The sequence below is a fragment of the Xanthomonas sp. DAR 34887 genome, assembly GCF_041245805.1.
Taxonomy (GTDB): Bacteria; Pseudomonadota; Gammaproteobacteria; order Xanthomonadales; family Xanthomonadaceae; genus Xanthomonas_A; species Xanthomonas_A tesorieronis.
This window is the reverse complement of record NZ_CP162490.1, coordinates 1,382,344-1,405,352: the sequence shown is the minus strand read 5'-3', so window position 1 is coordinate 1,405,352 and position 23,009 is coordinate 1,382,344. Positions and strand designations below refer to the sequence as shown.

Annotated in this window: 19 protein-coding genes; 13 read left to right on the top strand and 6 right to left on the bottom strand. The window is 69.8% G+C overall.

Annotated elements, in window-relative coordinates; genetic code table 11:
• Positions 1-165 precede the first annotated feature (165 nt).
• Positions 166-600 carry a hypothetical protein gene (locus AB3X08_RS05975; RefSeq protein ID WP_369936898.1) on the top strand — a complete coding sequence of 145 codons (435 nt, stop codon included), beginning with the start codon at positions 166-168 and terminating at the stop codon, positions 598-600.
• Here AB3X08_RS05975 and AB3X08_RS05970 read toward each other — a convergent pair.
• Positions 590-2,107, bottom strand: a complete 1,518-nt coding sequence (locus AB3X08_RS05970) for an MASE1 domain-containing protein (RefSeq protein ID WP_369936896.1) — start codon at positions 2,105-2,107, stop codon at positions 590-592. The two genes, AB3X08_RS05975 and AB3X08_RS05970, sit on opposite strands and share 11 nt — an antisense overlap.
• A gap of 656 nt (positions 2,108-2,763) precedes the next feature.
• Between AB3X08_RS05970 and ybaL the strand changes: the two genes are divergently transcribed.
• The 8 genes from ybaL to AB3X08_RS05930 all read left to right on the top strand — a co-directional run bounded on the left by ybaL (position 2,764) and on the right by AB3X08_RS05930 (position 14,952).
• Positions 2,764-4,458, top strand: coding sequence for a YbaL family putative K(+) efflux transporter (ybaL, locus tag AB3X08_RS05965; RefSeq protein ID WP_369936895.1), 1,695 nt, complete (start codon positions 2,764-2,766; stop codon positions 4,456-4,458).
• A 217-nt stretch (positions 4,459-4,675) separates the two neighbouring features.
• Entirely contained in the window at positions 4,676-5,407 is a 732-nt protein-coding gene (locus tag AB3X08_RS05960) for an HpcH/HpaI aldolase family protein (protein ID WP_369936893.1), read from the top strand.
• A 97-nt stretch (positions 5,408-5,504) separates the two neighbouring features.
• Positions 5,505-7,556: a TonB-dependent receptor family protein gene (locus AB3X08_RS05955; RefSeq protein ID WP_369938449.1), complete on the top strand. Its 2,052-nt coding sequence runs from the start codon at positions 5,505-5,507 to the stop codon at positions 7,554-7,556.
• Between the two features lie 252 nt (positions 7,557-7,808).
• Entirely contained in the window at positions 7,809-9,035 is a 1,227-nt protein-coding gene (locus AB3X08_RS05950) for an ATP-grasp domain-containing protein (RefSeq protein WP_369936892.1), read from the top strand.
• A complete protein-coding gene (locus AB3X08_RS05945) occupies positions 9,032-10,849 on the top strand; it encodes an IucA/IucC family protein (RefSeq protein ID WP_369936891.1) in 1,818 nt (605 codons plus the stop codon). Before AB3X08_RS05950 ends, AB3X08_RS05945 begins: the two co-directional genes overlap by 4 nt.
• Entirely contained in the window at positions 10,846-12,018 is a 1,173-nt protein-coding gene (locus AB3X08_RS05940) for an MFS transporter (RefSeq protein ID WP_369936889.1), read from the top strand. Before AB3X08_RS05945 ends, AB3X08_RS05940 begins: the two co-directional genes overlap by 4 nt.
• Positions 12,019-12,022: 4 nt before the next feature.
• Positions 12,023-13,759: an IucA/IucC family siderophore biosynthesis protein gene (locus AB3X08_RS05935; protein ID WP_369938447.1), complete on the top strand. Its 1,737-nt coding sequence runs from the start codon at positions 12,023-12,025 to the stop codon at positions 13,757-13,759.
• Positions 13,756-14,952 (top strand): type III PLP-dependent enzyme, encoded by a 1,197-nt coding sequence (locus AB3X08_RS05930; RefSeq protein ID WP_369936888.1) that lies wholly within the window; start codon positions 13,756-13,758, stop codon positions 14,950-14,952. Before AB3X08_RS05935 ends, AB3X08_RS05930 begins: the two co-directional genes overlap by 4 nt.
• On the opposite strand, the gene AB3X08_RS05925 is transcribed toward AB3X08_RS05930, so the two are convergent.
• The gene (locus AB3X08_RS05925; RefSeq protein WP_369936886.1) at positions 14,949-15,098 is read right to left on the bottom strand and encodes a hypothetical protein; all 150 of its coding nucleotides are present in this window, start codon (positions 15,096-15,098) and stop codon (positions 14,949-14,951) included. The two genes, AB3X08_RS05930 and AB3X08_RS05925, sit on opposite strands and share 4 nt — an antisense overlap.
• Before the next feature lie 119 nt (positions 15,099-15,217).
• Positions 15,218-16,447 carry an MFS transporter gene (locus AB3X08_RS05920; RefSeq protein WP_369936885.1) on the bottom strand — a complete coding sequence of 410 codons (1,230 nt, stop codon included), beginning with the start codon at positions 16,445-16,447 and terminating at the stop codon, positions 15,218-15,220.
• A gap of 94 nt (positions 16,448-16,541) precedes the next feature.
• Between AB3X08_RS05920 and AB3X08_RS05915 the strand changes: the two genes are divergently transcribed.
• On the top strand, positions 16,542-17,327 hold the full coding sequence (locus AB3X08_RS05915) for an AraC family transcriptional regulator (RefSeq protein WP_369936883.1): 786 nt from the start codon (positions 16,542-16,544) through the stop codon (positions 17,325-17,327).
• Positions 17,328-17,455: 128 nt separating this feature from the next.
• On the opposite strand, the gene AB3X08_RS05910 is transcribed toward AB3X08_RS05915, so the two are convergent.
• Positions 17,456-17,827 carry a winged helix-turn-helix transcriptional regulator gene (locus AB3X08_RS05910; protein WP_369936881.1) on the bottom strand — a complete coding sequence of 124 codons (372 nt, stop codon included), beginning with the start codon at positions 17,825-17,827 and terminating at the stop codon, positions 17,456-17,458.
• A 97-nt stretch (positions 17,828-17,924) separates the two neighbouring features.
• Here AB3X08_RS05910 and AB3X08_RS05905 point away from each other — a divergent pair, with 97 nt between their 5' ends.
• Together AB3X08_RS05905 and AB3X08_RS05900 are read left to right on the top strand one after the other, a co-directional pair.
• Complete coding sequence (locus AB3X08_RS05905) at positions 17,925-18,674, top strand: SDR family NAD(P)-dependent oxidoreductase (RefSeq protein WP_369936879.1); 750 nt, start codon at positions 17,925-17,927, stop codon at positions 18,672-18,674.
• 245 nt (positions 18,675-18,919) lie between these two features.
• Positions 18,920-19,234: a PsiF family protein gene (locus AB3X08_RS05900; protein WP_369936877.1), complete on the top strand. Its 315-nt coding sequence runs from the start codon at positions 18,920-18,922 to the stop codon at positions 19,232-19,234.
• Positions 19,235-19,358: 124 nt separating this feature from the next.
• Here the strand turns inward: AB3X08_RS05900 and AB3X08_RS05895 are convergent, their stop codons facing one another.
• Together AB3X08_RS05895 and AB3X08_RS05890 are read right to left on the bottom strand one after the other, a co-directional pair.
• Positions 19,359-20,414: a sterol desaturase family protein gene (locus AB3X08_RS05895; protein WP_369936876.1), complete on the bottom strand. Its 1,056-nt coding sequence runs from the start codon at positions 20,412-20,414 to the stop codon at positions 19,359-19,361.
• Between the two features lie 331 nt (positions 20,415-20,745).
• Positions 20,746-22,032, bottom strand: a complete 1,287-nt coding sequence (locus AB3X08_RS05890) for an O-acetylhomoserine aminocarboxypropyltransferase/cysteine synthase family protein (RefSeq protein ID WP_369936875.1) — start codon at positions 22,030-22,032, stop codon at positions 20,746-20,748.
• A gap of 197 nt (positions 22,033-22,229) precedes the next feature.
• Here AB3X08_RS05890 and AB3X08_RS05885 point away from each other — a divergent pair, with 197 nt between their 5' ends.
• Positions 22,230-22,985 (top strand): hypothetical protein, encoded by a 756-nt coding sequence (locus tag AB3X08_RS05885; protein WP_369936873.1) that lies wholly within the window; start codon positions 22,230-22,232, stop codon positions 22,983-22,985.
• Positions 22,986-23,009 lie beyond the last annotated feature (24 nt).

Below are 23,009 nucleotides of genomic sequence, written 5' to 3'. Positions count from 1 at the left end.
GAAGTTACTTCTGTAGACAATCCCGCAATCCTTAGATTATCAACGGCATATCGCGCTACGCCGTATATCTACCGCATATTTGTCAACAGCTGGCCTCTGCGACTCGCGTAAGGTGGAACCGCCTGAACGGCAGGCGATAAACCCTTAGCAGGGGAAGGAATTGCTATGGAAAGGAATATTGCGAAAATCGCGGCGCTGGCGTCGGGCGTCTTGCTGTGCTCGGCGTTTGCCACCGCCGCTCAAGCGCAAAGCTGCTGCCCCACCGGAGGCGGCAGCCAGATCGCCAGGCAGGGCCTGGGCGAAAGCGCACCGGCCGCAACCGATCTGTCGGCCAACGCGACCGTGAGCATCTACCAGTTCGAGCGCAGCGGGGTGACCTACCTGCAGATCAACGATGCGAACGGACAGGTTCGGGGCGCGATCGGACGCATCGAGAACACCGCCTGGGTGACGCCGATGGGCAAGGATGTGGACCGGGTCAGCATCGTCGAGACGCTGGACCAGAGCCGCGGCACCGTGGTCTACGATGCGCGCTACTTCACCGTGCAGCGCGCCAGCACCAACAGCGGCGACGCCTGGACCGTCACCATCAAGAAGTGAGGGTGCGGCGTTCCGACGGCTCGGAGACCAGGAAGCTGATCTTCAGCTCATGACGGCGCCGGCAGGTGCCGTCATGGGCTTTCAGTCGGCTCGCCAGCTCCCACTCGATCTCGTCCACGCGCTTGTCCGCTGCGTTCCTGGCGACCAGCAGCTCCGGATCGGCAGCGATCGTCACCACCAGGCCACGCCGGCCACGCGCTTTCCACACCCGCGCGGTGATCTGGTGGCGGCTGCCGCTGGGCAGCACTTCCATCGCATTGAGCACGCAACGGTACGCCGCCAGTTGCAAACCGATCGACAACTGCCGCGATTCGCCGCGCAGCCGCGTCTCCACCTCGGTGTCGCAGGCATTGGCGAAGGCGATGGAGCTCAGTGCGCCATAGAGTCCATGGGTCTCAATGTCCAGCGGGTACAGCGCGGCGACGTAGTCGTCCATCAGCTGCGCCTGGATCACCCCGGTGCGGTTCATCTCCATGGCCGCAGCGTAGTGGCCACGCTCCTTCAGCGAGGAGGCGATGTCACGGCGCAGCTTGTTGAGATGGGTATGGATATCGGTGTACTCGATCACCCGGTTGCGCAGCGTGCGCTCGGCCGACATGTAGCTGGCCTGCGCCACCTGCAACGCCTGCTGCTGGGCATAGCCGAAGTGCCGCGCCTGGCGGAAGGCACTGGAAATTTTCACGCCAAGCACGAACAGCAAGGTCGCGGCGAATGCCACCAGCATCTGCACATCGAACGTCTGCTGATCGAAAGCGCCCGCATGGTTCGAGCGCGGTAGCGACATTGCGACCGCCAGGTTGGCCAGTACCACGCCGACCGCCGCGCCGCGCCAGCCATATGTCAGCGTGAGCCAGGCGCCTGGAACCAACAGCATCAGCAGGATGAACTGGTGCAGCAAGCCCGGTGTGCGCATCGCCAGAGCAAAGATGCCGGCCACAGCGAGAACTGCAATTGCCGAGTCGCGCAACAATTTCCTGGACAGGGATTTGTCGGTCTTGCGGTGCAGCCAAAGCAGCGTCGGCAGGAAGAACATCAGGATACCCAGATAGCTACCCATCCAATACCTGACGCTGGTTTCCAGGGTGATGAAGGCGGCGGGCCCATCCAACATGGCATTGATTGCCTTGTTGACCAGCAAACCCCACAGCCCCAGACCCACGGCGAGCAAGGGCAGCCAGCGCTGCACCGCCGACGAACCGCCGAAACGGGTGCGGAACGCCCACGGCGCCAGTGCAAATACCGGCACGACCACGAATGGGCTCAGATATGCCCACAACTCGCTGACGCCGTCGTGGTCGGCCATCGGCAGACGCATCGTCAGCAATGCGGCAGCGTCACCCAGGAAGACGTAGGGCCAGAGTCGGTAAGGCAGGAACAGCAATGCCGCCGCACGCACGCCGGCAGGCAAGAACCATTGGTCCATGGACCAATGCCAGGCGAACACATAGAGCGCGCAATAGGCCGCGCTCAGGAGAATGCCGCCAGCGAATTTTTTCAGTGTAGCCATGCCACCTTGATCCTTGGCAGGATGCCCGATTGGCGCAAACATACAGTACGGCGCAAGCGCGCACAGTAGACAGTTTGCGCAGCGCAATACGGCGGCAACGCCTTGCGCGGCGGGGGTTTGAGGAGATTTCGGAGATGCTGGGACCCGCATCTCATTCGGCGTGGTTCCAGACGCGCGCAATTTTGCCGGTTTCGCGTATCACGCATCCGTGAGAGTGCCGCCAGCATTGGCTTGCGGCCTGACACACGAGCGTTTGCAGCGGCAAGGCGGCGGCGATGTCGGTGTTTTGTCGGAGCGGCGCGGCTTGACTACAATCGGACGGAGCCGCCGACACTCGGCAAAGGCGGCGGAGCCGAGGGAACTGGGAACGCGACGCATGTCCTGCCTAAGCGCCCGACCCGACCTGCCCCCGACGCGCGCTGCATCGCCCGAGTGCAGCGCAGATCGTACTGGCTACCGGCCTCCAGCAGCGACATCGTCGCGAGGCGATCGGACGCGGCCCCTCCCCGGGTGTGCAAGCAAACGGCGCGGCGCGCGGATCCGGTAATCGGGCCATGAAGCGCCCGACCGGCATGCCCCGCGCGAGGCCAACACCCTGATTTGCCGATAAAAGCCGCATCGGCCACACTCCCAGCAATCTTGTTCCGCGGATCTGCATGCATCACGACACCAGTCTCATCGACATCATCGCGGTCGGGCTCGCCCTCGCCTTCGTGCTCGGCGCCCTCGCCCACCGCATCAAGCTCTCGCCGCTGGTCGGCTATCTGGTGGCCGGCATCTGCGTCGGTCCGTTCACTCCCGGCTTCGTCGCCGACCAGGCGCTGGCCAACCAGTTGTCGGAACTGGGGGTGATGCTGCTGATGTTCGGCGTCGGCCTGCATTTCTCGCTCGAAGACCTGATGGAAGTGAAATGGATCGCGATCCCCGGCGCACTGGCGCAGATCGCGGTCGCCACCCTGCTCGGCTGGGGCCTGGCCTGGAGCATGGGCTGGCCGACCCTGCACGGGCTGGTGTTCGGCCTGGCGCTGTCGGTGGCCAGCACCGTGGTGCTGCTGCGCGCGATGGAGGAACGGCGCCTGCTGGAAACCCTGCGCGGGCGCATCGCGGTGGGCTGGCTGATCGTCGAGGATCTGGTGATGGTGCTGGCGCTGGTGCTGCTGCCGGCGCTGGCCGACGCGCTCGGCGGCAAGGGCGCGGGCACCGGCGCGATCCTCGGCGCGCTGGGCATCACCCTGCTGAAGATGGCCGCGTTCGTGGTGGTGATGCTGGTGGTCGGCCGCCGCGCGATCCCGTGGGTGTTGGAGAAGGTCGCCGCGACCGGCTCGCGCGAGCTGTTCACGCTGTCGGTGCTGGCGATCGCGCTGGGCGTGGCATTCGGCTCGGCGACCCTGTTCGGGGTGTCGTTCGCGCTCGGCGCGTTCTTCGCCGGCATGCTGCTGAAGGAATCGGAACTCAGCCACAAGGCCGCCAACGATTCGCTGCCGCTGCGCGATGCGTTCGCGGTGCTGTTCTTCGTCTCGGTGGGCATGCTGTTCGACCCGCACATCCTGCTCGAGCATCCGTGGCAGGTGCTGGCCACGTTCCTGACCATCACCGTCGGCAAGTCGCTGGCCGCGTTCGTCATCGTGCGCGCGTTCGGCCATCCCACCGGCATCGCCCTGACCATCTCCACCAGCCTGGCGCAGATCGGCGAGTTCTCCTTCATCCTGGCCGGGCTCGGGGTCAGCCTGGCGATCCTGCCCGAAACCGGGCGCGACCTGATCCTGGCCGGCGCGCTGCTGTCGATCATCGCCAACCCGCTGCTGTTCACCTGGCTGGACCGCTGGCAGGCGCGCCAAGCCGTGGAGGCGCCGGTGACGGTGGAGCCGGAACTGCCGCCAGGCCCGTCGCTGGACTTGGCAGACCACGCCATCGTGATCGGCTACGGCCGGGTCGGCAGCACGCTGGCCGCGGTGCTGCGCGAGCGCGGCGTGCCGGTGCTGGTGATCGACGACAACCGCGAGCACGTGGAACGCGCGCATGCCGACGGCATTCCCGGCATCCGCGGCAGCGCCGCCGCCGACCGGGTCTTGGCCGAGGCGCATCCGGAGAAGGCCAAGATCGCGATCCTGGCGATCCCGCAGCCGCTGGAGGCCGGCGAGGCCCTGGCCAAGCTGCGTGCGCTGAATCCGGGACTGACCCTGCTGGCCCGCGCGCACAGCGATGCCGAGGTCAAGCACCTGCTCGAGCACGGCGCCGACGGCACGGTGATGGCCGAGCGCGAGTTGGCCTATTCGCTGGCCGAGATGGTGATGGCGACGCCGCCGTACCGGCAGTTGCGCAGCGCGGTGCCGTACGGGCGTGACCCGTGACCCGTGACCCGGGACTCGGGATCCGGAAACGGGGCATGGGCCACGCTCGAAGGACGGCGAAGTCGGCCGACATTTCATTCTGATGAGCTGTCGGCGAAGCGGCACCTGCGCACAAAAAGCGTCTACACGAATGCAGCGGCGGCGGCCTCAACCTACTTGATAATCATTATCGTTTAGGCCAGGATTGCAGCCCCTTCCCCAGCCCCGCTCGCCCCCCATGGCTTGCAAGATCGGGTTGCTCAATTCGGTGCCCAGCCCGTTGCTGTGCGAGATGTTCGGCCACCTCGGCTACGACTTCGCGGTGCTCGACCTGGAGCACGTGCTGCGCTCGCCGGCGGAACTGGAACACGCGATCCGCGCCTGCGAACTGGGCGGCTGCGAGGCCTGGGTGCGCGTGCCCGAGGTCGACGCCAAACTGATCGGCCGGGTGCTCGATGCCGGCGCGCGCGGCGTGGTGCTGGCCGGGCTGGACAGCGCCGAGCAGGCCGAGCGCGCGGTCGCTGCCGCGCACTTTCCGCCGCATGGCCGGCGCGGCATCTGCGGCGGCCGCGTCACCGGCTTCGGCAGTCTCGCGCTGGCCGACTACATCGAACGCAGCCGGCACACGCTGCGGGTGGTGCCGATGATCGAAAGCGCCGCCGGCGTGCGCGCGCTGCCGCAGATCCTGCAGGTGCCGGGGGTGTCGCTGGTAATGGAAGGCGCGCTCGACCTGGCGCTGGATCTGGGCGTCGGCCCGCAGCCGACCCATCCGCAGGTGTGGGCACAGCTGCTGGCGATCGCCGCGGCCTGCCGCGACGCCGGCATTCCCTTCTGCCCCAACCCGCGCGACGCGGCGCAACGCCGGCACTGGCTGGCGCAGGCGAACCTGCAGTGGCTGTTCGCCGGCGAAGACCGCGCGTTGCTGCAGTCCGCGCTGCGCCAGCACGCCGCCGAACTGCGCGCGTCCTGATCTTTCGTTCTCCGGAGTCGTCGCCTTGATCGTTTCGTTTTGCCCCTCGTTGCTGGCCGCCGCCGTTGGCCTCGCCCTGCTCGCCCCGTCCGCGGCCATCGCCCAGGAGGCGCAGGATCCACAGGACGCGGCCGCGCGGATCCGCCAGCTGGACACCGTGCAGGTGCAGGGCAGCCTGCTCGGCCGCTCCACCGTGCAGGACGTGCAGCACTACGCCGGCAGCCGCCAGGTGATCGACAACGCGCAGCTGCGCAACGGCGCCAACCGCTCGCTGGACGACGCGCTGCAGCGCGTGCCGGGGATCAAGGTGTTCGACGAAACCGGCACCGGCGCGTTGCCGCAGATCATGCTGCGCGGCCTGTACGAAAGCCGCAGCGGCCGCGTGCAGGTGCTCGAGGACGGCATTCCGCTGGCCCTGGCGCCATACGGGCAGACCAGCCTGTCGCTGTTTCCGGTCGGCCTGAACCAGGTCGACCGCATCGACATCGTGCGCGGCGGCGCGGCGGTGCAGTACGGCCCCAACAACGTCGGCGGCGTGATCAACCTGATCAGTCCGGACATTCCCACGGCCTGGACCACCACCCTCGGCCAGAAAGTCACCGCCGGCGGCGCCGGGCATTACCTGAGCGACACCGCGATCAGCACCGGCGGCTACGCCAGCGAGACGTTCGGCCTGCAGCTGGATGCCAATTGGACCAAGGGCGAGTACTGGCGCGAGCACAGCGATACCGACATCAAGAACCTGCGCCTGCGCGCCGAATGGTGGCTGGCGCCGGACAAGCTGCTCAAGGCCAGCGTGCAGCGCTACGTGGCCGACATGGACATGGCCGGCGCCTTGTCCACCGCCGACTATCTGCGCGATCCGCGCCAGTCGACACGGCCGCTGGATGAATTCACCGGCCGCACCACACGCGCCTCGCTGGTCTATCAGCAGGACTTCGGCGACCTGGGCCCGTTCCAGGACCTGCGCCTGGACTGGAGCAACTTCAGCGCGCGCAGCAGCCGCAACTTCGTCGTCGGCATGCGTTCGGCGTCCAGCGAGACCTGGCGTGCGGATCTGCCGCCGCAATTGCGGCAGAGCGCGCCGCGCGATTTCAAGGTCTATGGCAGCGAGCCGCGGCTGAGCTGGAAGATGGACGCCGGCGCGGTGAGCCAGCAGTGGACCGTCGGCGCGCGCGCGATCAGCGAGGACATCGATTTTCTGGTCGGCAACACGCGGCTGAGCGACGGGCTGTACACCCTGGTGCGCGACTGGCGCTTCAAGGACCGCGGCGCCGCCGCCTACGTCAGCGATGCGATCGGGTTGGCCGACGACCGCATCACCATCACCCCCGGGCTGCGCTACGAACGGGTGGATTCGCGCTATTACAACCTCGCCAGCGGCGTCAGCACGCGCAACAAGACCAGCGACGTCCTGCCCGGGCTGACCATCGGTTTCCAGGCCACGCCGCAGTGGTACCTGTACGCCGACGGGCAACGCTCGCTGCGCGCGCCGCAGGTCACCCAGATCATCTACGGCGACAATCTCGACGCGGAACTGGCCTGGAACTACGAGGCCGGCGCGCGCTACCAGCCCAACGACCGCACCCGCGTGCAGTTCGGCGGCTACCTGATCGATTTCGACCAGCAGATCCAGCTCGACAACACCACCCGCACCTACCGCAACCTCGGTAAGACCCGCCATCAAGGCGGCGAAGTGGAACTGCAGTGGAGTCCGGCGCAACTGCGCGCGCTGATCCTCAACGCCGGCTACGCCTACCTGGACGCGCGCCAGGAATCGGGCACCTACGACGGCAAGCTGGTGCCCTACACCTCGCGCAACCAGCTCAGCCTTGGCGCGGCCTATCAGCCCGGTCACACCACTGTCGCCGTGTCCGGCTATTACTTCAGCCGCGCCTTCAGCGACGCCGCCAATACCGTGCAGGAAAACGCGATCGGCTCGGTCGGCGAATTGCCGGCGTACTGGGTCTGGAACGCGCAGTTGAGCCAGGTGCTCAGCGAGCGCGACAGCGGCAAGCTCAGCGCCTCGCTGGCGGTGAACAACCTGTTCGACCGCAAGTACTGGTACCGCGGCATCGACACCAGCCCGTGGGGCCGGCAGCCGGCGCCGGGACGCAGCGTCACCCTCGGCCTGGAATACCGCTTCTGATCGCCGCTGCCGTCGAACGACGACGGTAGCGCCCGCCGTACCGCGCGCCTTCCGGCGCGCCGCCGCCCGCGGGAGACGCGGGCGTCTGCAGCGAACGCGGCCGCGTGCGCTGCGTACCCAGCGCACGCCCGACGCGTGCGCCAGGCAATCCACAGAACCGCCGCAGCCGCGGCTCGCTCACCGTGTCCGCCCGCTCGCGGCCGCGCGCGGCGTCGCGCGCGTCCGTCCCCGCCTTCCGAACGAGAACCGATCATGACCCCGCATGATGCTCCCCTGCTGATTCTGAGCCACGTCTGCCATCCGGCGGTGACCGATGGTTTCATTCCCGCCGCGCAGCGCCTGGGCGTGCCGGCGCTGCTGCTGACCGACCACCGCCACGACCACCTGGCGCACTTCCGCCAGCATCCGCCCACCGCGCCGGTGCAGGTGCTGGAGTGCGACGTATTCAATCCGCTCGGCGTGCTCGACCTGCTCAGCACCCTGCAACTGCAGCCGCGCGCGGTGTTCAGCAACAGCGATCACCTGCAGACCAGCGCCGCGCTGGTCGCCGCCGCGCTGGAGCTGCCGGGCAAGGACTGGCAGATCTGCTATGCGGCCAAGAACAAGGCCGCGATGCGCCAGCGGCTGCGCGCGCACGGCCTGCCGGCGCCGTGGTTCTGCAGCCTGGCGCCAGGCGCCGCACCACCGGCGCAGGCGCCGTGGCCGCTGATCGCCAAGCCGCGCGAAGGCGTGGCCAGCCTGGACGTGCGCCATTGCGCCGACGCCGCCGCGCTGCAGGCCTATCTCGCCGATTTCTGGCAGCGCCATCCGCAGCGCAGCGTGTTGCTGGAGAGCGTGCTGCAAGGGCCGTTGTTCACCGTGGAAACGCTGGGCGATGGGCAGCGCCTGCAGGCGCTGGGCGGCTTCGACGTGCGCCTGTCGCCGCCACCGCACTTCGTCGAATGCGAGGCCAGCTGGCGCGGCGCTGCCGACACGCCGGCGCTGCGCCAGGCGGTGGCGCAGCTGCAGGCGTTCGGCATCGGCTTCGGCGCCTGCCACAGCGAATTCATCCTCACCGCCGACGGGCCGGTGCTGGTGGAGATCAACTACCGCAGCATCGGCGACGGCCGCGAATTCCTGCTCGACCGCATGTTCGGCGGACGCTGGTTCGACAGCGTGCTCGGCCTGCACCTGGGGCGGCCGTTGCCCACCCTGCGCGCGCAGCGCGAACACGCGCTGGTGCGCTACTACGTCGCCGACGCCGAAGGCACCCTGGCCATGGCCAGCGACGACCAGGCCTGCCACGACACGCGCTGGGAAGCGCGCTACCGGCGCCTGCGGCAACCCGGCGACAGCATCCGCCTGAGCCACTCCAACAAGGACTACCTGGGCGCGCTGGACGTGCTCGCCGACGCCGCGCCCGACCTGCAACGCGCGCTGGCCGCCGCCGAGGCGCCGCTGCACTGGCGGATCGAGGACAACGCCGGAGCGCAGCCATGAACCTGGACGACCGCCGCTACGTCGACCTGCGCATCATCGACGCCTGCCTGCGCGAAGACCTGCGCGGCATCCTCAGCCGCGGTGCCGCCGCCACGCCATCGCCGGCGCTGCTGGCGGCCTGGCCGGCGCCGCTGCCGAACGCGCTGTGGTGGCGCATCGCGCACCTGCCCGACGGCGAGCTGTGGCTGCCGCTGCAGCGTCGCGGCTACCTGCAGGAGCTCAGCGCCTGCAGCGACGGCTGGCTGCTGCGCGACGGCGAGCGCATCGTCTTCGAATACGGCGCCGCCGCCTGGCTGGCGCGGATGAGCGCGGGCCTGGACGCGGACACCCGGCGCCTGCACCGCGCCTATGCCGACGAAGCGGGCTGCGCGGTGCGTCAGCGCGGGCTGGCGCGGCAGGCCTACGCGCAACAGCGCCCGCTGCTGGCCGCGGTGCTGGACGCGGCCGAGGCGCACGAACGCGCCTACCGCTGCGAACAATTGGCCAGCCATCGCGACCATCCGTTCTATCCGACCGCGCGCGCCAAGGTCGGGCTGAACGACGCACAGCTGCCGCACTACGCGCCCGAGTTCGCGCCGTGCTTCGCGCTGCGCTGGCTGGCGCTGCCGGCCGCCGACGCGACGCAGACCACGCCGCCGCCGGCGTTCTGGCCGCGCCCGAGCATGCTCGGCCTGGCGCCGACGCTGGACGCCAGCCACGTCGCCTGGCCGCTGCACCCGCTGACCTTCGCGCGTCTGGGCGAAGCGGACTTCGCCCTGCCCGACGGCGCCATCGCCGCGCCGCGGCCCTGGCTGCGGGTGCGTCCGTCGCTGTCGGTGCGCACGGTGATTCCGCTGGACTACCCGGACCACCACCTCAAGCTGCCGCTGCCGATGCGCAGCCTGGGCGCGCTCAACCTGCGCCTGATCAAGCCATCCACGCTGTACGACGGGCACTGGTTCGAACGCGTGCTGTGCGCCATCGCCGCGCACGATCCGGCCCTGGGCGAACGCTACCTGCACGTGGACGAATCCCACGCCGGCCAGGTCGGCGAGGCGCGGCACCTGGCCTATCTGCTGCGCCGCTATCCGTCCCTGCCGGACGCGACGCTGGTGCCGGTCGCCGGCCTGTGCGCGCCGCTGCCGGACGGCCGCCCGCTGGCCCTGCACCTGGCCGAGCGCTTCCATGGCGGCGACCTGCACGCATGGTGGGACGCCTACCTCGCGCTGATGTGCCAGGTGCACCTGCGGCTGTGGTTGCGCTACGGCATCGCGCTGGAAGCCAACCAGCAGAACAGCGTGCTGATCTATGCCCACGGCGGCGCACCGCGCCTGCTGCTGAAGGACAACGATGCGGCGCGGGTGAAGCTGTCGCGGCTGTATGCGCAGCGGCCGGAACTGGCGCGACTGGGGCCGCCGCGCGACGTGCGCATCGCGGTGGAAGACGAGGCCGCGCTGGCGCGCATGTTCTGCACCATCATCCTGCAACTGGACCTGCAGGCGGTGCTGGAAGGCCTGGCCGAAACGCAGCCCGCGTTGCGCGCGCCGCTGTACGCGCAACTGCGCGCGCGCCTGCACGGCACGCTGCGCGAGCTGCACGCCGAAGGCATCGAGACCGCGCCGGCGCATGCGCTGCTGGCGATGCCGCGGCTGCCGGTGAAATACCTGCTCAGCGCCGGCAGCCTGCTCGGCAAGCAGATTACCGGCGCCGCCGACATCAACAAGTTCTACGGCGACAGCGCGCCCAATCTGCTGCGCGAGGCGAACGATGCCGCGGCAGCGCCCGCGGTCGCGGTGCCGGCACCGGCGGCGTTCGCGCACGGAGGGTCGCGATGAAGCGCGTGCTCGGCCCGGTGCTGGCCGCGCATTACCTGGCCGCGTTCACCGCACTGGGCATGCCGCTGTTCCTGCCGCAGGTGCTGAACCAGCTGGCGCCGGGCGCGGCGATCGGCTGGAGCGGCGTGCTGTACGTGCTGCCGACGCTGTGCACCGCGCTCACCGCCAGCGCCTGGGGCCGGCTGGCCGATCGCTACGGACGCAAGCGCTCGCTGCTGCGTGCGCAACTCGGCCTGGCGCTGGGTTTCGCGATGGCCGGCTTCGCGCCCGATCTGGGTTGGTTGGTGGCCGGGCTGGTGGTGCAAGGCGCCTGCGGCGGCTCCCTGGCCGCGACCAATGCCTATCTGACCACCCAGGCGCGGACCGGACCGCTGGCGCGCGCGCTGGACTGGACCCAGTTCTCGGCGCGGCTGGCGATGGTCACCGCGCCGGTGCTGCTCGGCCTGGCCAGCACGCTGGGTCCGGCGCAATCGCTGTACCGCTATCTGGCGTTGCTGCCGCTGCTCGCCTTCGCGCTGAGCTGGCGACTGCCCGCCGATCCGCCGCGGCCACGCCATGCCACGGCGGCAACGGCTGGCGATGCGCACGACGACAGCGGCCGACGCCGCCAGCGCTGGGCATTGTGGAGCATGCAGTTCCTGTTCTGCTTCGCGATGGTGGTGACCTTCCCGTATTTCCTGCCGTACGCGCAGGCGCAGGGCATCGGCAGCGCCGCGGCCGCTGGCCTGCTGTACAGCCTGCCGCACCTGGTCTACCTGGTGCTGCTGCCATGTTGGCGCGGCCGCGCGCATGGCGCCTCGCCTCTGCCGGCCGGGCTGGCGCTGTTTGCCCTTGCCTGCCTGCTGCAGGCGGTGCTGCACGCGCCGGCGTGGCTGATCGGCGCACGCCTGCTGTTCGGCGTGGGCATGTGGATGGCGCTGCGTGGGCTCAACCGCAGCCTCGCCGCTATCGCCAGCGCGCACGCCGCCGGGCAGCTGTTCGGCCGCTTCGATGCGTTCGGCAAATACGCCGGCGTGGCCGGCGGCGCACTTGCAGGCGCGCTGGTGCAACACCACGGCCTGGCCGTGCCATTTCTCGCTGCCGCCGCGGCGGCCCTGCTGGCGCTGGCGCCGGCCCTCTCGCTCACGTCCATCCGGAGAACCGCGCATGTCCCAGCTCGCGAAGCATGAACCGATGCACGACCCGTGGTACGACAGCCTGGCGCAAGCGCAGGCGATCACCTGCTGGCTCAACTGCTACCTGCGCGAAGTGGCGATTGGCCGCGGCCAGGCCGAGTTCGATTACCGCGGCCTGGACCGCCCCGGCATCGCCAGCGCCGGCGAGCGCTGGCTGCGCCTGCAGCTGCCTTCCGGCGCCGCGTTGTGCATCCGCGTGACGCAGGCCGACACGCTGGGCCGCTGCAGCTTCGGCTCGGCGCCATATCTCAAGGCCAACGGCCAGCCGTGGCACTGCCTGGATACGACGGCGCTGGTGCGCCTGTTGCTGCAGGAACTGGCCAACGGCGAGGCGTTCAATGCCGAACTGCTGGCACAGAGCGACAACAGCGTCGCGGTGACCGCACAGCTGCTGCGCTGCGCCGACGCCGCCGCGCCCAGCGGCGAGGCGATGATCGATGCCGAACAGTCGATGCTGTGGGGACACGCACTGCATCCGACGCCGAAGAGCCGCGAAGGCGTGCCGCTGGCGCAGGTGCTGGCCTGCGCGCCGGAAGCGCGCAGCCGCTTCCCGTTGTTCTGGTTCCGCATCGACCCGCGCCTGTACCGCGCGCAGGGCCAGGACGTGCGCGCCACGCTGGCGCAGGCCGGCGGTTCAGCGGATCTGTATCCGTGCCATCCCTGGGAAGCCGAGCGCGTGCTGGCACATCCGCTGCTGCGCCAGGCGCAGGCGCGCGGCTGGATCGAACCGCTGGGCGAACGCGGCCTGGCGCTGCGCCCGACCTCCTCGGTGCGCACGCTCTATCACGCCGAGCTGGACTACTTCCTCAAGCTGTCGGTGCACGTGCGCCTGACCAACTGCGTGCGCAAGAACGCCTGGTACGAACTGGAAAGCGCGGTCGCGCTGACCCGCCTGCTGGCGCCGGCCTGGCGCGCACTGGCGCAGCGCGTGCCGGGCTTCCAGGTGTTGCTGGAACCGGCCGCCACCGATCTGGATTTCTCGGCCCTGGACGGCGATGCGCAGGCCTGCCGCGCGCTTGGCGAAAGCTTCGGCATCCTCTACCGGCAGGCGATCCCGGCACCGCAACGGCTGCGGTTCCAGCCGCAGGTCGCCGGCGCGCTGTTCACCCGCGACGCGCGCGGCAATGCCGCCTGCGCGGCGCCGCTGCAGGCGCTGGCACGGCGCCACGGCAGCCTGGATGCGGCAACCGCGGCCTGGTTCCACGCCTATGCGCGGCTGCTGCTGGACGGCGTCTGGAGCGCGTGGTTCGACTACGGCATCGTGCTCGAGCCGCATCTGCAGAACACCGTGATCGGCTTTGCCGACGGCCTGCCGGCACGGGTCTGGATCCGCGACCTGGAAGGCACCAAGCTGCTGCCGGCGCGCTGGCCGGCCGCGCGCCTGGACGGCATGTCCGAGACCGCCCGGCAGTCGCTCTACTACAGCGACGAACAGGGCTGGAACCGGATCGCCTACTGCGCGCTGGTCAACAACCTGGCCGAGGCGATCTTCCACCTGGCCGACGGCCACGACCACCGCGAACGGCAGCTGTGGCGGATCGTCGGCGACATCGCCCAGGCCTGGCAGCAGCGCCACGGCGCGCAACCGGCGCTGCAGGCGCTGCTCGACGGCGCGCCGCTGCCGGCCAAGAACAACCTGCGCCTGCGCCTGCTGCAACGCGCCGACCGCCACGCCGACTACACCCTGCTGCCCAACCCGATCGCGCGGCCGGCGCAACGGCAGGCCGCGGCATGAGCCTGCGCATCGATTCCGCACCGCTGGCGGCGGCGCTGGCACAGTTGCGCGAACGCAGCGATGGACCGGTATGCGCCTACGTCTACGACCTGGCGGCGCTGCGCCGACACGCCCAGGCCATGCGCGCGCAGCTGCCCGCCGAGTGCGAGCTGTATTACGCGGCCAAGGCCAATGCCGAGCCGCCGCTGTTGCGCACGTTGGCGCCGTGGGTGGACGGCTTCGAGGCCGCATCCGGAGGCGAGCTGCAATGGCTGAGCGACCACCAGCCGGGGCGGCCATTGCTGTTCGGCGGCCCCGGCAAGCTCGACGCCGAACTGCACCTGGCCACCTCGCTTCCCGCGTGCACGCTGCACGTGGAAAGCCTGGGCGAACTGCAGCGGCTGGCGCGCATCGCCGCGCACGCCGGGCGCCGCGTGGCGGTGTTCCTGCGCATGAACATCGCCGTGCCCGGCATGCAGGACACGCGCCTGGTGATGGGCGGGCGGCCCTCGCCGTTCGGGCTGGACGCGCTCGACCTGGACGCGGCCATGCACCTGCTGCGCGACGCGCCGGCGCTGCAGCTGGCCGGCTTCCACTTCCATCTGCTGTCGCACCAGTGCGACGCGCAGGCGCAGCTGCGCCTGGTCGCCGGCTATCTGCAGACCGTACAGGGCTGGCGCCAGGCCTACGCGCTGGGTCCGCTGACGGTGAACGCCGGCGGCGGCTTCGGCGTGAACTACGCCGATGCGGCGGCCTCGTTCGACTGGTCCGGGTTCTGCGCCGGCCTGCCGGCGCTGCTGCGCACGCATGGCGACGGCCTGCGCCTACGCCTGGAGCCGGGCCGCTACGTTAGCGCGAGCTGCGGCTGGTACCTGATGGAGGTGCTCGATATCAAACGCAGCCATGGCGATTATTTCGCCATCGGCCGCGGCGGCACCCATCACTTCCGCACCCCGGCCGCGCAAGCCCACGATCATCCGTTCCTGGTGCTGCGCGGCATGCAGCCGCCGCTGCTGCGCGACACGAAGGTGACCTTGGTCGGCCAGCTGTGCACGCCCAAGGACGTGCTGGCGCGCGCACAACCGGTCGCGGCCCTGGCGCCGGGCGACTGCCTGGCGTTTCCGCTCGCCGGCGCCTATGCCTGGAACATCTCGCACCAGCAGTTCCTGATGCATCCGCCGCCGCAGATGCTGTTCGTGGACGACGCGGGCTAGCGGGCGTTGCGCCGCACCGGCACGGCGCCGGCCTGCGTTCGCGCGGCCAGCGCCAGCTCGGCCAGATCGGGCAAGGCCGCACGCGCCTGCACGCGCTGCTGCAGATAGGCGAGCGCGCCTTCGATGCCGCGCTGCCGGGAAGACATCCGCGTCCGCTGCATGGCCGGTCTCCATAAGCCCGGCCCAGTGTGCCGCGCCGTCTGGCGCCGCGCGTTCCCGATCTTGCGCCGATCGCGCAGCCCGGCCGCCCGCCCCCGGGCTGCGCCTAGTGCGCCGGCGCCGGCAGCGGGCGCCGGCTCGGCAGCAGCGCCGCGACGATGCCCAGCAGCGGCAGATAGGACATCGCCTGGTACACGAACACGATGCCCTCGCGGTCGGCGAGCAGGCCGAGCACCGCCGCGCCCAGCCCGCCCATGCCGAAGGCGAAGCCGAAGAACAACCCGGAGATGGTGCCGATGCGGCCGGGCATCATTTCCTGCGCGTAGACCAGGATCGCCGAGAACGCCGAGGACAGCACGAAGCCGATCAGCACGGTCAACGCGGTGGCCGCATGCAGGCCCACGTACGGCAACGCCAGCGCGAACGGCGCCACGCCCAGGATCGACACCCAGATCACCGGCTTGCGCCCGATCCGGTCGCCGACCGGACCGCCGATCAGCGTGCCCAGCGCCGAGGCCAGCAGGAACGCGAACAGGTGCAGCTGCGCGCTCTGCACCGACACCCCGAAGCGCTGGATCAGGTAAAAGGTGTAGTAGCTGCTCAGCCCGGCGATATAGAAATACTTGGAGAAGATCAGCAGCAGCAGGACCGCCACGATCCGCAGCACGGTCCTGCGCGGCAGTGCCGGCGCCGTGACCACCGGCCGCGGCGCGGCGCGCACCGCCTGCAGGTGCAGCGCATACCAGCGGCCGACGTAGGACAGCAGGGCGATGCCGAGCAGCGCCGCGGCGCCGAACCAGGCCACGCTGTGGCGGCCATTGGGCACGATCACCGCCGCGGCGATCAGCGGCCCCAGCGCGGTGCCGGTGTTGCCGCCGACCTGGAACACCGACTGCGCCAGCCCGTGGCGCCCGCCCGAGGCCAGCCGCGCGATGCGCGAGGATTCGGGATGGAAGATCGCCGAGCCGATCCCGACCAGCGCCGCGGCCAGCAGCACCATCGCGAAGCTCGGCGCATACGCCAGCAGCAGCAGGCCGCACAGGGTCGAGGTCATGCCCAGCGGCAGGGAGTACGGCGCCGGGCGGCGATCGGTGCGCAAGCCGATCAGCGGCTGGAACAGCGAGGCGGTGAGCTGGTAGGTCAGCGTGATCAGTCCGACCTGGGCGAAGCTGAGCTGGAACTGGCCTTTCAGCACCGGATACAGCGCCAGGATCAGCGACTGCATCATGTCGTTGATCAGGTGCGAGGACGTGATCGCGGCGAGGACACCGGCCACCACGGCGCGGGGCGCGGCGGCGGCGGGAACGGGGGCAGCGGCAGGACGCAAGCTCGACATGGCGGACCGGACAGTGGAGGGCACGGCGCGCATGGTAGGCTGGCCGGCCTCGACCTTCCTGCGCAACATGCCCACCACTCGTCGAGAAAAGGACATGCCCTCCGCCAGCGCCGCGCCGGCGCCGGCGCCGGCGTGGAGCATCGACGACGCGCCCGCCGACGTGGTCTGCAAGGTCGCCGACTATCCCAGCGAGACCGCCATCGCGCCGCATCAGCATGCGCGCCACCAGTTGGTCTACGCGCTGCACGGGCTGATGGTGGTGCGCTCCGGCCAGGGCCACTGGGTGGTGCCGAGCACCCGCGCGCTGTGGATGCCGGCCGGCACCGTGCACAGCGTGCGCTGCGTCGGCACGCTGGCGATGCGCAGCCTGTTCATCCGCCCCGGCGCCATCGCCGGCATGCCCGCGCAGCCGACGGTCATGGCGGTGGAGCCGCTGCTGGAGGCGCTGATCCGCAGTGCCGCCAGTGTGCCCTGGGACCATGCCGCCGACTCGCGCGACGGGCGCCTGATGCGGCTGATCCTGGACGAGTTGCATGCCCTGCCGGCGCTGCCGCTGCACCTGCCGCAAGCGCACGATCCGCGCCTGTTGCGCATCGCCGCCGCGCTCGATGCCGACCCCGCCGACACCACCACCCTGCACGCCTGGGCGGCGCGGCTGGGCGTGGACGTCAAGACCATTCAGCGCCTGTGCCGACGCGAGTTGCAGATGCGCTTCGGCCAATGGCGGCAGCAGCTGCGCCTGCTGCGCGGGCTGGAACGGCTGGCCGCCGGCGACCGCATCCTCGACGTGGCGATCGAACTCGGCTACGACAGCCCCAGCGCGTTCACCGCGATGTTCAAGCGCCAGTTCGGGCAGCCGCCGAGCCAGTTCTTCCGGTAGCGGCGGCGGCGCCAGGCGCCCTGCCGCACACCGGCGCCGCACCGATGCCGACGCGCTCGCCTGCCCAACACGCCGCGCGCGCAGACCGGACCTCAAGAGCATGCGGCGGCATCGCCGCCGCATGCAGATCAGGCAGGAGACCCGGATTTGGAGAGTGCGGCCGCGCGACGCTCGCTGATGCGTTCGACCGTCTGCATGTGTTCCGTGCCCCACTCGCACAGCCCTCCCAGGGCGGTCGCCAGGGATTGCCCAAACGGGGTCAGCGAATACTCGACCCTGGGCGGGATCTCCTGGAAGTCGATGCGCGCGACGACCTGGTCGCGTTCCAGCTCCTTGAGCTGCTGGATCAGCACCTTGTCGGTCACGCCGCCGATGGCGCGCCGCAACTCGCCGTAGCGGTGCACGTTCTTCGCCAGGTTGTAGAGGATCAGCGGCTTCCACTTGCCGCCGAGCACGGACAGGGCTGCCTCGAGCCCGCAACTGAAGGTGGGGTTGGCCATGCTCCGATCGCTCCGAAGGTACTTACCAGATGGTGCATACTATTCAAAAGAATAGCCGAGATCTACAGTGGCGCCTCACTATTTTCTGGAGCGCACCATGGGTAGGCTCAACGGCAAGATTGCAGTGGTCACCGGCGGCAACAGCGGCATCGGTCTGGCAAGCGCGGTGCGCTTTGCGGCCGAAGGCGCACAGGTGGTCATCGTCGGACGCCGGCAGGAAGAACTGGACAAGGCGCTGCGCCTGATCGGCCACGACGCCATCGCAATCCAAGGCGACATCTCCAAGCTGGACGATCTGGACCGCGTCTTCGCCCAGGTCGAAACCGCCAAGGGTCGTATCGACGTGCTGTTCGCCAATGCGGGACTGGGCGATTTCCAGCCGCTCGGCGCGATCACCGAGGAATCCTTCGATCGCACCTTCGGCATCAACGTCAAGGGCACGCTGTTCACCGTGCAAAAAGCGTTGCCGCTGATGGGCGACGGCGGTTCGGTGATCCTGACCGGCTCGACCACCGGCACCATGGGCACACCGGCCTTCAGCGTGTACAGCGCCACCAAGGCCGCACTGCGCAATTTCGCCAGGAGCTGGGCCTTGGACCTGAAGGGCACCGGCATTCGCGTCAACGTGCTCTCGCCCGGGCCGATCTCGACGCCGGGCCTGGACCTGGCGCTGTCCAGCACCGGCCAGCAGCAGGCGATCATCGACGGCATGACCGCGCAGCTGCCGCTGGGCCGGATCGGCCGGGCGGAGGAAGTCGCGGCGACGGCGCTGTTCCTGGCCTCGGACGAGAGCAGCTTCATGACCGGCAGCGAAGTCTTCGTGGACGGCGGATTCGCCCAGGTCTGAGCCAGGCGCGCATTCGCCGACAGGCGGACTTCGGCCACTGACGGCCGTCGCGGACAGCGACGGCCGCATCTTCGATCGGCGATCGGCGATCGACGCGGCCCCGGCCGCCCGGCGCGTCCGCCGCGATATGCGAACGCCGGTTCGGGCAGTCGGGGCGCGCGCCCATCGCCGCTCCGCGAACCATGTCACGGTTCGGTCAGAGACGCAGGCGCAGGATGCGCGCACCACCCGACCGGAGCACCGCCATGACCCGTTCCCTCCCGCTCGCCGTCTGCCTGCTGCTGAGCCTGAGCGCCGCACCGCTGCTGGCCGATGCCGCGGCCAAGCCGCAGACCGCGCAGCAGTCGCTGATGGCCCAGTGCTCGGCGCAGAACAAGGGCAAGAAGGGCGACGAGTACAAGAGCGCGCAAAAGGCCTGCCTCAGCGGCAAAAGCGCGGCGCCCGCCGCCGGCAACGCCTCGCAGCAGCGGATGAAGGACTGCAACGCCAAGGCGGCCACGCAGAAGCTGCAGGGCGATGCGCGCAAGACCTTCATGAGCGGCTGCCTGAAGAACCAATGAGCGCCGCAAGCCCCTCTCCCCCCGGCGACCGAAGGGAGTCCCCGCGGGAGAAAGGGGTTGGGGTGAGGGTACGACAGCCAGCGAAGCCAGCAAGGCTGGCAGTCGGTCGCGGCTGAAGCCGCCCCTACGAATCCCCAATCCCGACTCCCGAATCCCCGCTTCTCCCATGATCCACCGGGATCGGCGCATAGTCCTCGCCGAACGCGACCTCGCCCGGCGTCCATCCGGAACGCCGCCGCACCGCGCCCCAGAAGCGCTTGAGTCCTTCCCACTGCAGCGCGACCAGGCCCAGCTCGTTGTCGCGGTCCACCATCGGGTCGCCGACCCCGGTGGGACGCACCGGCTCACCGTACAACGCGGTGCCGAACAGCACGTCCCAGAACGCGAACACCTGGCCGAAGTTGCAGTTGTGCAGGTTCGGCCGCTGCGGATCCACGCGCATGTGGTGCAGGCGGTGGAACGGCGGATCGACCAGGATCTTGTCGAGCACCGGGCCGAAGCCGAAACGCACGTTGGCGTGCGACAGGTTCTGCACCAGCTCGCCGAGCAGCATCAGCCAGGCGAACTCGTCGGCCTCGATGCCGAAGGCAATGCCTACCGCGGCCAGCACGAACGACTGCAGCATGCCGTCCAGGTAGTTGCTGCGGTCGTTGGCCCAGCAACTGAGCTGACGCTGGCTGTGGTGCATGCTGTGCATCGCCCACCACCACGGCAGCCAGTGCTGGATCCGGTGCATCCAGTAGTAGGTGAAGTCGTAGGCCAGGTAGTACAGCGCGAACAGCGCCAGCGGATGCCGGTCCAGCCACGGCCAGGCGTGGCGCAGGCCCGTTTCCGGCGCCGCCGCGGCACTGGGGTCGGCGCCGCCCAGCGCGTTGGCCAGCGGGGTCAGGATCAGGAACGAGAACAGCGGGAACACCCCGATCAGCATCAGCCAGGTATAGTGGAAGTCGATCCGCGCCAGCCGCCGATGCTCCCAGCGCTCGGCCGGCCACAGGCTTTCCAGCGGGCGGAACAGCACGCCGATGATGCACAGCTGCAAGGCCGCGATCAGCAGCGAGGCGGCGATGTCGCGCGGATCGTCGCTGAGTCCGGTCAGGTGCAACGCCGCCAGCAGCGGCGCCACCGCATGTTCGGCCACCGCGGCGACGACGACGGACCAGACATGCGCGATGGACAACATCAAGACGGCTCCTGGCCTGCGGACACGACGACGCCGGCGCGGGGGCCGGGCATCTGGGCATGCCGTCCATCCCCGCGCGGAGTGCGCCGCAGCGAACAGGCCAGCGGCCGGCGCCGCGCGGCGCGACCCGACCGCCCAGTCTGGCGCTACGCCACGCACCGCCCGCCGACGGCCTGCCAACCCTCGACGCGACCCGCTCGAAGATGGACGACACCGCATAGCGTGGCGGCCAATCCTTTCGCCTGGCTGTCCGCTTGCGTGTGCGTTTGCCGTCGCGATCGCCCAGGCAGCGGCGTCCAGGCCGCCGCTGCCGCCATGGCGTGGGCCGGGATCAGGCCTGCGCCAGCGCCTGCCGCAGGTCGGCGAGCAGATCGTCGATGTGTTCGATGCCGACCGACAGCCGCACCGTGTCCTCGCTGACCCCGCTGCGCTCCAGCTCCTGCGCCGACAGCTGGCGGTGCGTGGTCGAGGCCGGATGGGTGGCCAGCGATTTCGCATCGCCGATGTTCACCAGCCGGGTGAACAACTGCAACGCATCGAGGAAGCGCGCGCCGGCGGCGCGGCCGCCGCGCAGGCCGAAGGTGAGCACGCCCGAGCCCTGCCCGCGCAGGTACTTCTGCGCCAGCGCATGCTCCGGATGCCCGGGCAGGCCGACGTAGTTGACCCATTCCACCTTGGCCTCGCTCTGCAGATGCCGGGCCACCGCCAGCGTGTTCTGGTTGATCCGGTCCATGCGCAGCGGCAACGTCTCGATGCCCTGCAGGATCTGGAACGCATTGAACGGCGACAGCGCCGCGCCGGTATTGCGCAGCGGCACCACCCGCGCGCGGCCGATGTAGGCCGCCTCGCCCAGCGCCTCGGTATAGACCACGCCGTGGTAGCTGACGTCCGGCTCGTTGAGCCGGCGGAAGCGCTGCGCATGCGCCGCCCACGGGAACTTGCCCGAATCCACGATCGCCCCGCCCAGGCTGGTGCCGTGCCCGCCCAGGTACTTGGTCAGCGAATGCACCACGATGTCGGCGCCGAACTCGATCGGCCGCAGCAGGTACGGCGTGGGCACCGTGTTGTCGACGATCAGCGGCACGCCATGCGCATGCGCGATCGCGGCGACCGCTTCCAGGTCGGTGACGTTGCCGCGCGGATTGCCGATCGACTCGACGAAGATCGCCTTGGTGCGCGCGTCGATCAGCCCGGCGAACGCGCCCGGATCGCGGTAGTCGGCGAAGCGGGTGTCGATGCCCGACAGCGGCAGCGTGTGCGCGAACAGATTGTAGGTGCCGCCGTACAGCGCGCTGGAGGAGACGATGTTGTCGCCGGCCTCGGCGATGGTCTGGATCGCATAGGTCACCGCCGCCTGCCCGGATGCCACCGCCAGCGCGCCGATGCCGCCTTCCAGCGCGGCGATGCGCTGCTCCAGCACATCGGTGGTGGGATTCATGATGCGGCTGTAGATGTTGCCCTGCACCTTCAGGTCGAACAGGTCGGCGCCGTGCTGGGTATCGTCGAAGGCGTAGGCCACCGTCTGGTAGATCGGCACCGCCACCGCGCGCGTGGTCGGATCGGGACGGTAGCCGCCGTGCACGGCGATGGTTTCCAGCTTCCAGTTCGGGTCGGACATGGGCGGGTCTCGGCAAGAGGAGCCGAGACGATAGCGCCATGCGCGGCGGCGAATGCAAACCTGCGGTTATGACGCCATGCCGCCGGGTTGTCAGCCCACCCGGCGCGGACACTCGCGGCTGGCACGCCGCACCGGTGCGGCGGTGCGCAGGCGCCCCCCGTATGATGGACCGGCCAGTCCGCAGGGATGCTCACCCGATGCAACGCGCCGCCATCCGCTCGCTCCCGCTGCTGCTCTTCGCCCTGCCGGCGTTCGCGCGGGCCGCGCCGCCATTGTCGTCCTATGCGATGGAACAGTGGAGCCAGCCCGGCGATTGCGATACGCAGCATCGGCGCCATGCTGCGGACCCGACGTCCGCCAGCGGCGTCCCCGCGCAGGTGCTGATGCAGCGCTACCTCGGCGTGCTCGACGAGGTGGTTGCCGGTGACGCGGCGGCCTTGCAGTTCGCCCATTTATGCGCGCGGCTCGGCGTCGATTTCCATCCTGGCGCGCTGCCGCCGCCACGCCCCGAGCCGTGGAATCCCTCGCCGCCGCAGCCGGTCGGCACCGTCTTCACCGCGTATGTCGATTTACCCGGCGGTGCGTTTCAGCAAAGCCTGGAAGCGACCTACCTGGCGGACAGCGCGTCGCTCTCGCTGTCCTTCAGCTCGAACGCGGACACGCCTGCGTTCCCGCCCCATGCACCGGAGTACCGCTACCGCGACATGGGCGACGCCTGCCCGCTGCGGCTCGGGCAACTGGCGGGCAAGCTCGCTGCCGCTGGATTTTCCAAGGAGTACGGCCCCCTGGAGCCGCCCGAACCGGACGATGCGGATTCCGATTACGGGGTCAGTGCCAGCTTCCAGCGCGACAGGCTTGCGGTCGGGGCCACCCTGCAAGGCCTGTTCGTCGAACAACGCGCCGACCCCGAGGCGGCATGCGTGGCGAGAATCACGCTTACCCTGGCGAAATAGAGGCCCGCTGGCGACGGGCCGGCG